Source organism: Achromobacter sp. (assembly GCF_036567245.1).
Taxonomy (GTDB): domain Bacteria; phylum Pseudomonadota; class Gammaproteobacteria; order Burkholderiales; family Burkholderiaceae_B; genus Achromobacter.
Map to the genome: position 1 here is coordinate 1 of NZ_DATCUY010000125.1, position 6,239 is coordinate 6,239.

The 6,239-nt window shown below is 66.0% G+C and carries 9 protein-coding genes and 1 pseudogene; 2 read left to right on the forward strand and 8 right to left on the reverse strand.

All coding sequences use genetic code 11. From position 1 onward, the window contains the following. Positions 1–211 (reverse strand): annotated as a pseudogene (locus VIR09_RS05630) (4-hydroxythreonine-4-phosphate dehydrogenase PdxA); the annotation flags it as partial. A 7-nt stretch (positions 212–218) separates the two neighbouring features. Next, on the reverse strand, positions 219–1,193 hold the full coding sequence (locus VIR09_RS05635) for a tripartite tricarboxylate transporter substrate binding protein (protein ID WP_332011980.1): 975 nt from the start codon (positions 1,191–1,193) through the stop codon (positions 219–221). Between the two features lie 127 nt (positions 1,194–1,320). Between VIR09_RS05635 and VIR09_RS05640 the strand changes: the two genes are divergently transcribed. Then, the gene (locus VIR09_RS05640) at positions 1,321–2,253 is read left to right on the forward strand and encodes a LysR family transcriptional regulator (protein WP_129528984.1); all 933 of its coding nucleotides are present in this window, start codon (positions 1,321–1,323) and stop codon (positions 2,251–2,253) included. A gap of 108 nt (positions 2,254–2,361) precedes the next feature. Then, positions 2,362–2,703 (forward strand): zinc ribbon domain-containing protein YjdM, encoded by a 342-nt coding sequence (locus VIR09_RS05645; RefSeq protein ID WP_332011981.1) that lies wholly within the window; start codon positions 2,362–2,364, stop codon positions 2,701–2,703. A gap of 48 nt (positions 2,704–2,751) precedes the next feature. Here the strand turns inward: VIR09_RS05645 and VIR09_RS05650 are convergent, their stop codons facing one another. From VIR09_RS05650 to VIR09_RS05675, 6 genes are all read right to left on the reverse strand, one after another. After that, complete coding sequence (locus VIR09_RS05650) at positions 2,752–2,988, reverse strand: hypothetical protein (protein ID WP_129528982.1); 237 nt, start codon at positions 2,986–2,988, stop codon at positions 2,752–2,754. 16 nt (positions 2,989–3,004) lie between these two features. Then, positions 3,005–3,223, reverse strand: a complete 219-nt coding sequence (locus VIR09_RS05655) for a FixH family protein (RefSeq protein ID WP_332011982.1) — start codon at positions 3,221–3,223, stop codon at positions 3,005–3,007. A 20-nt stretch (positions 3,224–3,243) separates the two neighbouring features. Beyond that, the gene (ccoG, locus tag VIR09_RS05660) at positions 3,244–4,734 is read right to left on the reverse strand and encodes a cytochrome c oxidase accessory protein CcoG (RefSeq protein ID WP_332011983.1); all 1,491 of its coding nucleotides are present in this window, start codon (positions 4,732–4,734) and stop codon (positions 3,244–3,246) included. A 76-nt stretch (positions 4,735–4,810) separates the two neighbouring features. After that, on the reverse strand, positions 4,811–5,761 hold the full coding sequence (gene ccoP, locus VIR09_RS05665) for a cytochrome-c oxidase, cbb3-type subunit III (RefSeq protein WP_332011984.1): 951 nt from the start codon (positions 5,759–5,761) through the stop codon (positions 4,811–4,813). After that, the gene (locus VIR09_RS05670) at positions 5,758–5,934 is read right to left on the reverse strand and encodes a cbb3-type cytochrome oxidase subunit 3 (protein ID WP_013394988.1); all 177 of its coding nucleotides are present in this window, start codon (positions 5,932–5,934) and stop codon (positions 5,758–5,760) included. Before VIR09_RS05670 ends, ccoP begins: the two co-directional genes overlap by 4 nt. 2 nt (positions 5,935–5,936) lie before the next feature. Continuing rightward, positions 5,937–6,239: cbb3-type cytochrome c oxidase subunit II (locus tag VIR09_RS05675; RefSeq protein ID WP_332011985.1), on the reverse strand; the 303-nt coding region annotated here is incomplete at its 5' end.

The window sequence follows — 6,239 nt, forward strand, 5'->3', positions numbered from 1 at the left end:
GCACCGCCTCGATGCTGGCCACGGCCTGGGTCGCGACCTGCACGCCCGCCACCCGCTGGCCTTCGCGCCAGAGCCACTCGTCGCCCACCAGCACGATGTTGGCGCGTTGCGTGGCTTCGGGCCGGGCCAGCAGCCGGGCGATCAGTTCAGCGCCGATGCCGGCGGGATCGCCCAGGGTCAGGGCGATGACGGGTTTCTGCTGCGTGCTCATGTCTGGGTCATTCCACGGAAATGTTGTTCTTCTTGATGATGCCGGCGTAGCGCTGGTTCTCGGCTTTGTGGAACTGCGCGAACTGCTCCTGGCTCATCGGATTGATATCGGCGCCGATCGCCTGCAGGCGGGCCTGCGTGTCGGGCAGCGCCAGGATGCCGTTGACGGCGTCATGGATGCGCTTCTGGTTGGCCGCGGGCGTGGCGCTGGGCATGTAGATGCCGTACCAGGCGCTCATTTCCACGCCGGGCACGCCGGCTTCGGCCATGGTCGGCACGTCGGGCAACTGGGCGTTGCGCTTGGCGCTCAGCACGGCCAGCGCGCGCACCTTGCCGCTCTTGATGTGGGGAATCACGGAGGACGCGGTCTCGAACGCGATCTGCACCTGGCCGCCCATCAGGTCCACCAGTGCGGGGCCGCTGCCGCGGTAGGGAATGTGGATCATCTCCACGCCCGTCGCGTCCTTGAACAGCTCGGCGGCGATGTGCTGGGTGCTGCCCGAGCCGCTGCTGGCGAAGTTGTAGGTGCCGGGCTTGCTCTTGAGCAGCGCGATCAGCTCCTGCACCGACTTGGCCGGAACATCATTGTTGACCACCAGGATGTTGGGCACGGCGCCCACGAACACCACCGGCGTCAGATCGCGATCGTTGTCGTAGCCCAGCTTCAGCAGGTGCGGCGCGATGGCGTGGGCGGTGGATACCCCCATCACCATGGTGTGTCCGTCCGACGACTTGGCCGCCAGGTCGGCGGCCAGCGTATTGGATGCGCCGGGCTTGTTCTCCACCACCACGGTCTGCTTGAGCAGAGGGCCCAGCTTGTCGGCCACCGCGCGCGCCATGGCGTCGGTGCCGCCGCCCGGGGCCGATCCCACCAGCAGGCGCAGGGGCTTGTTGGGCCAGTCGGCGCTTTGCGCCTGGGCGGGCGCCAGGGCCGACAGGCACAGGGCGCCGGCCGCCATCGCGGCCAATAGCCGAGTCTTCATGGTTGTCTCCTTGGTTGGTGTTTTTTTGCCCTCGGACGGGCAATCTTTTGTAGGTCCATCTTAGAAAGAAGCTCCGTTTCCGTAAAATGAAACTTTTGCACTAACCGTTCACCTGAGGCGATCAATCATGGAACGCGCCATCCACGTCCCCGCCCTGCTGGCCCGGCTGCGCATGCGGCAGATCGTCCTGCTGCTGGCGATCGAAGAGCGCGGCACGCTGCGCGCGGCCGCCAGCCAACTCAACATGACCCAGTCCGCCGCCAGCAAGATGCTGCACGAACTGGAGCTGGCCATCGGCCAGCCGCTGTACGGAAGGATCGGCCGCGGCCTGGCGCTGACCGCGGCCGGCGAGTGCGTGATGGGATATTTCCGAGGCATGCGCGGGACGGTCTCGTCCCTGGCCCGCGAACTGGAGGAACTGCGCCTGGGCAGCGCGGGCAAGCTGTTCATCGGCAGCATCATGGCGGCCTCGCCCGGCCACCTGACCGACGCCCTGCTGCGCCTGAAGCAAACCTATCCGCTGCTGGCGGTGGAAATCTCCACCGGCACCAGCGATCTGCTGATCGGCCGCATGAACGAAGGCAGGCTGGACGTGGTGATCGGCCGCATGGTGACTCTGTCGGACAGTCAGTACATTTTTCGCCCGATCGGCGACGAAGCGCTGTCGGTCATCGCGGCGGTGGACCATCCGCTGGCCGGCCGCAAGCGCGTGGGCTTCGAGGCCATGCTGGCCTATCCCTGGGTCCTGCAGCCGCACGGCAGCCCGATGCGCGACGTGATCGAACAGGAGTTCCGTTCGCACAACGCCTCCACCCCCAAGGGACTGATCGAGTCGGCCTCCATCCTGACCACCACCAACCTGGCGATGAAATCAACGATGCTGGGCGTGATACCGGAATCGGTGGCGAGCCGCTATGCGGCGCATGGGCTGCTGGCGATACTGCCCTACCAGATCCGGCAGAGCCTCACGGCCTTTGGCAGCATCGTGCCCCGGGACCGGCCGCTGAGCGCGGCGGCGCGTGATTTCGTGGGCTTGCTGCATGGCGACGAACTGGCTTGAGGCCGCGCAAGGCAAGGGGGAAAACGGCCGGCGACACGGGGAAAAACAGGTGTGGCGCAGTACAATCGCGTGTTGCGCATCGCGCGTTTTTTACATCGAGGTCCACACGTGAGCGCATTGCCCGCCTGTCCCAAGTGCCAGTCCGAATACACCTATGAAGACGGCGCCCTCTACGTCTGCCCTGAATGCGCGCATGAATGGTCGCCGCAGGCCACCGCATCCTCCGACGAGGCTACCAAGGTCTATCGCGATTCGGCCGGCAACATGCTGCAGGACGGCGATACCGTCACCGTCATCAAGGACCTGAAGCTCAAGGGTTCGGGCGGCGTGATCAAGATGGGCACCAAGGTCAAGGGCATCCGCCTGGTCGACAGCGACCACGACATCGACTGCAAGATCGACGGCTTCGGGCCGATGAGCTTGAAGTCGGAATTCGTGAAGAAGGTATAGGCGGCCTCCCCGCAAGGCCCCCCGGGGCGCGGCGCCGTCTCGCCTCGCCTACAAATCCTCGTTTTCTTCCGGCTTGGGCATCAGGTACGCGGTCAGCGTGCTGGACAGTCCCGCCATCACCCACAGCACGAAGAAAGACACGGTGTAGAACCCCGTGCGTCCCGTCGGGACGTGGCCGAAGATCGCCACGTCCAGGGGATCGATCAGGGCGAAGATCAGCGCGCTCCCCGCCGCGGCGGCCATGAAGGACGGCCACAGGATCCACATCAATGATCGCAAGCCCATCTGTTGTTCTCCCGGGTTACGGATTGGCGCTGGGCGCTACCTGCTCGATGATCAGGCCGCGCTTGACCACGCCCTCCTGGATCGGCTGATTGCTGAAGTTCGAGAAAGCGAAGTAGATCGTGATGAAGCAGCCTATCATGGCCGCGAACGGGCCGGCCATCAGGATCCAGGGCCAGGGTTCGCGGTACCAGGGCTTGGCGGCTTTGGCGGGTTGGGCGGGTTGGGCGGGGTTCATGGAGATGTCCTTTTCAATGCTCAGTCGGGTACATAGAAGCTGGCGGGCTCGTCGGTCTCGACCGGACGGCTCTCGCCGTCCTGGCCGCGCGCGCGCAGCGTGATGGCATGGGCGCCGGGCTCTGAGCCGGCCGGTGCGCGGATGACCATGGGCACCAGCTTGTTGGCCGCCGCCTCGACGTCGACCGTGTCTGAGCCCTGCTGTCCCATCATCACCTTCAGGCCGGGCATGCCATCGGCCGCGAGCTGCAGGCGCATCGGCTGGTCGGAAGTATTGATGATCTGCAGGCGGTACACGTTCTCGATCATGCCGCCGGCCACTTCGCGCCCCAGCGCGCCGCGGTCGCGGATCACGTCGACCCGCAAGGGGTTGCGCAGCGCCAGCGAGACCACGAAGGCGATGGCCAGCGCCAGGATCAGCGTGCCGTAGATCAGCACGCGCGGACGCAGCAAATGGGAGCGGGCGCTCTTGGCGGACAGTCCGTCCAGCATGGCGCGATCCGAGGTGTAGCGGATCAGACCCGGCTCGTACTGCATCTTGTCCATGACCTGTTCACAGGCGTCGATACAGGCGCCGCAGCCTATGCACATGTATTGCAGGCCGTCGCGGATGTCGATGCCGGTCGGGCAGACCTGCACGCACAGGCTGCAATCGACGCAGTCGCCCAGCCCGGCGACCTTGTGGTCCACCTTGCGCGAACGGCCGCCTCGCGGATCGCCGCGGCGCTTGTCGTAGGTGACCACGAAGGTGTCGGGGTCCACCATCACGCTCTGGAAGCGCGCGTAGGGGCACATGTACTTGCACACGGATTCGCGCATGAAGCCGGCGTTGCCCCAGGTGGCGAAGCCATAGAACAGCATCCAGAACCACTGCCAGGGACCCAGTTGCAGCGCGAACAGTTCGTGGCCCAGTTCCCGGATGGGAGCGAAATAGCCGATGAAGGTGGAACCCGTCCACCAGGCCAGCGCGATCCACAGGAAATGCTTGGTGACCTTGAGGCGCGCCTTGCGCCAGGTCCAGGGCGACTCGTCCAGGCGGATGCGCGCGACGCGGTCGCCTTCGACCTTGCGCTCGATCCACATGAAGATTTCGGTATAGACGGTCTGAGGACAGGCGTAGCCGCAGAACAGCCGTCCCGCCACTGCGGTGAACAGGAACAGCGCCAGCGCCGAGATCACCAGCAGCACGGCCAGATAGACCACGTCCTGCGGCCACAGCACCAGGCCGAAGAGGTAGAACTTGCGCGCGCCCAGGTCGAACAGCACGGCCTGGCGGCCGTTCCACTGCAGCCAGGGCAGACCGTAGAAAATCAGTTGCGTGAGAAAGACAAACGCGATGCGCCAGCGGGCGAAAATGCCGCTGACGGACCGCGGGTAGATCTTGCTGCGCACGCCCGCCAGCGTCTGTTCCAGGGTTTCCGTCCCGGGACGCGGAGGCCTCACGTGCGGCCGCCAGGGCGGCGGGTCACCGTCAGGCGAATTGCCGACGCTTGCGGCTGACCCATCTTCCATTTGCTGCTCCCTGCTGTAAGTCCAGTGATATGGAGGCCGCGCCACGCGCGGCCCCCATCCAAGCTCGATACTGCCTTTACTTCGCTGCCGTGCCCGGCGCGGCGCTCGCGGTCGCTTCCGGCCTGTTCGACAGGCCCCAGACCCATGCGGTCAGGATCTTGATCTGCTCGGGCGTCAGGATGTCGCCGTGCGCCGGCATGCGGTTGTCGCGGCCGTCGAGGATGGTCTTGACGATGGTGGCTTCGGAGCTGCCGTAGAGCCAGACGTCGTCCGTCAGGTTGGGCGCGCCCAGCGCCTGGTTGCCCTTGCCATCGACGCCGTGACAGGCCACGCAGTAATTGGCGAACTCGCGCTTGCCGCGGAACACGCGCACCGGATCGGCCGTCAGGCCCGACAGCGAACGCACGTATTGCGCGATGTCGCCCGCGGTCTTGGCGTCGATCGCGGCCTTCCACGGCGGCATGACGCCGACGCGGCCCTGCGTGATGGTCTGCGTGATGGCTTCAGGCGAGCCGCCGTGCAGCCAGTCGCCGTCGGCCAGGTTGGGGAAGCTGGGGCCGCCCTTGGCGTCCGAGCCATGGCATTGCGCGCAAGTGTTCAGGAACAGGCGCTGGCCGATTTCGCGGGCGCCCGGATCCTGGGCGATCTGCGGAATGTCCATGGTTTCGAAGCGCGCGTAGATCGGACGCACGGCCTCGGCCATCTTGGCTTGCTGCCTGGCCACTTCCTCGGTGCTGCTGTAGCCCAGCTGGCCCTTGTATTCGCCCAGGCCCGGCATGAAGAACAGGTAACCCAGCGCGAAGGCGCAGGCCAGCAGGTACATCCAGGTCCACCAGCCCGGCACCGGGTTGTTCAGCTCGGTCAGGTCGCCGTCCCAGACGTGGCCCGTGTCCTCGACCTTGCCGTTGGCCGGCTTGGTGCTGAGCCAGCGGCGCTGCGTGTACAGCAGCCAGACGCACCAGACCACGCCGCCCACGGCGACGATCGAGATGAAATATCCCCAGAAGCCATTGACGAAATCGCTCATGACCGATTCGCTCCATCTTGTTGTCCCTGCCCGAACTCATCGGGCAGTGCGAACGGCAGCATGGCCGATTCGCGGTTGGCGCTCTGGCGGCCGCGCGAGCAGGCCCACCAGACGATGCCGAAGAAAGTTGCCATCGAGATGGCGGTGACGATTGCGCTCAGGTAGCCCAGCATGATCAGCCTCCCGCGGCGGCCGGCTGCGGGGCGGACTGGGCCGCCTTCTTGGCCGCTTCCGCCTGCTTGGCCTGCTCGGCCTGCTTGGCCTTGCGCACGCCGACACCCAGGCCCTGCAGGTAGGCGACGAGCGCGTCTTCCTCGGTCTTGCCCTCGATGGCCTTGGGCGCCGCGGCGATTTCCTCGTCGGTGTAGGGCACGCCCAGCTTGCGCAGGGCCCGCATGCGCTGGTCCACGTTCTCGCCGGTGATGACCGTCTTTTCGAGCCACGGGTAGGCAGGCATGTTGGATTCCGGCACCACCTT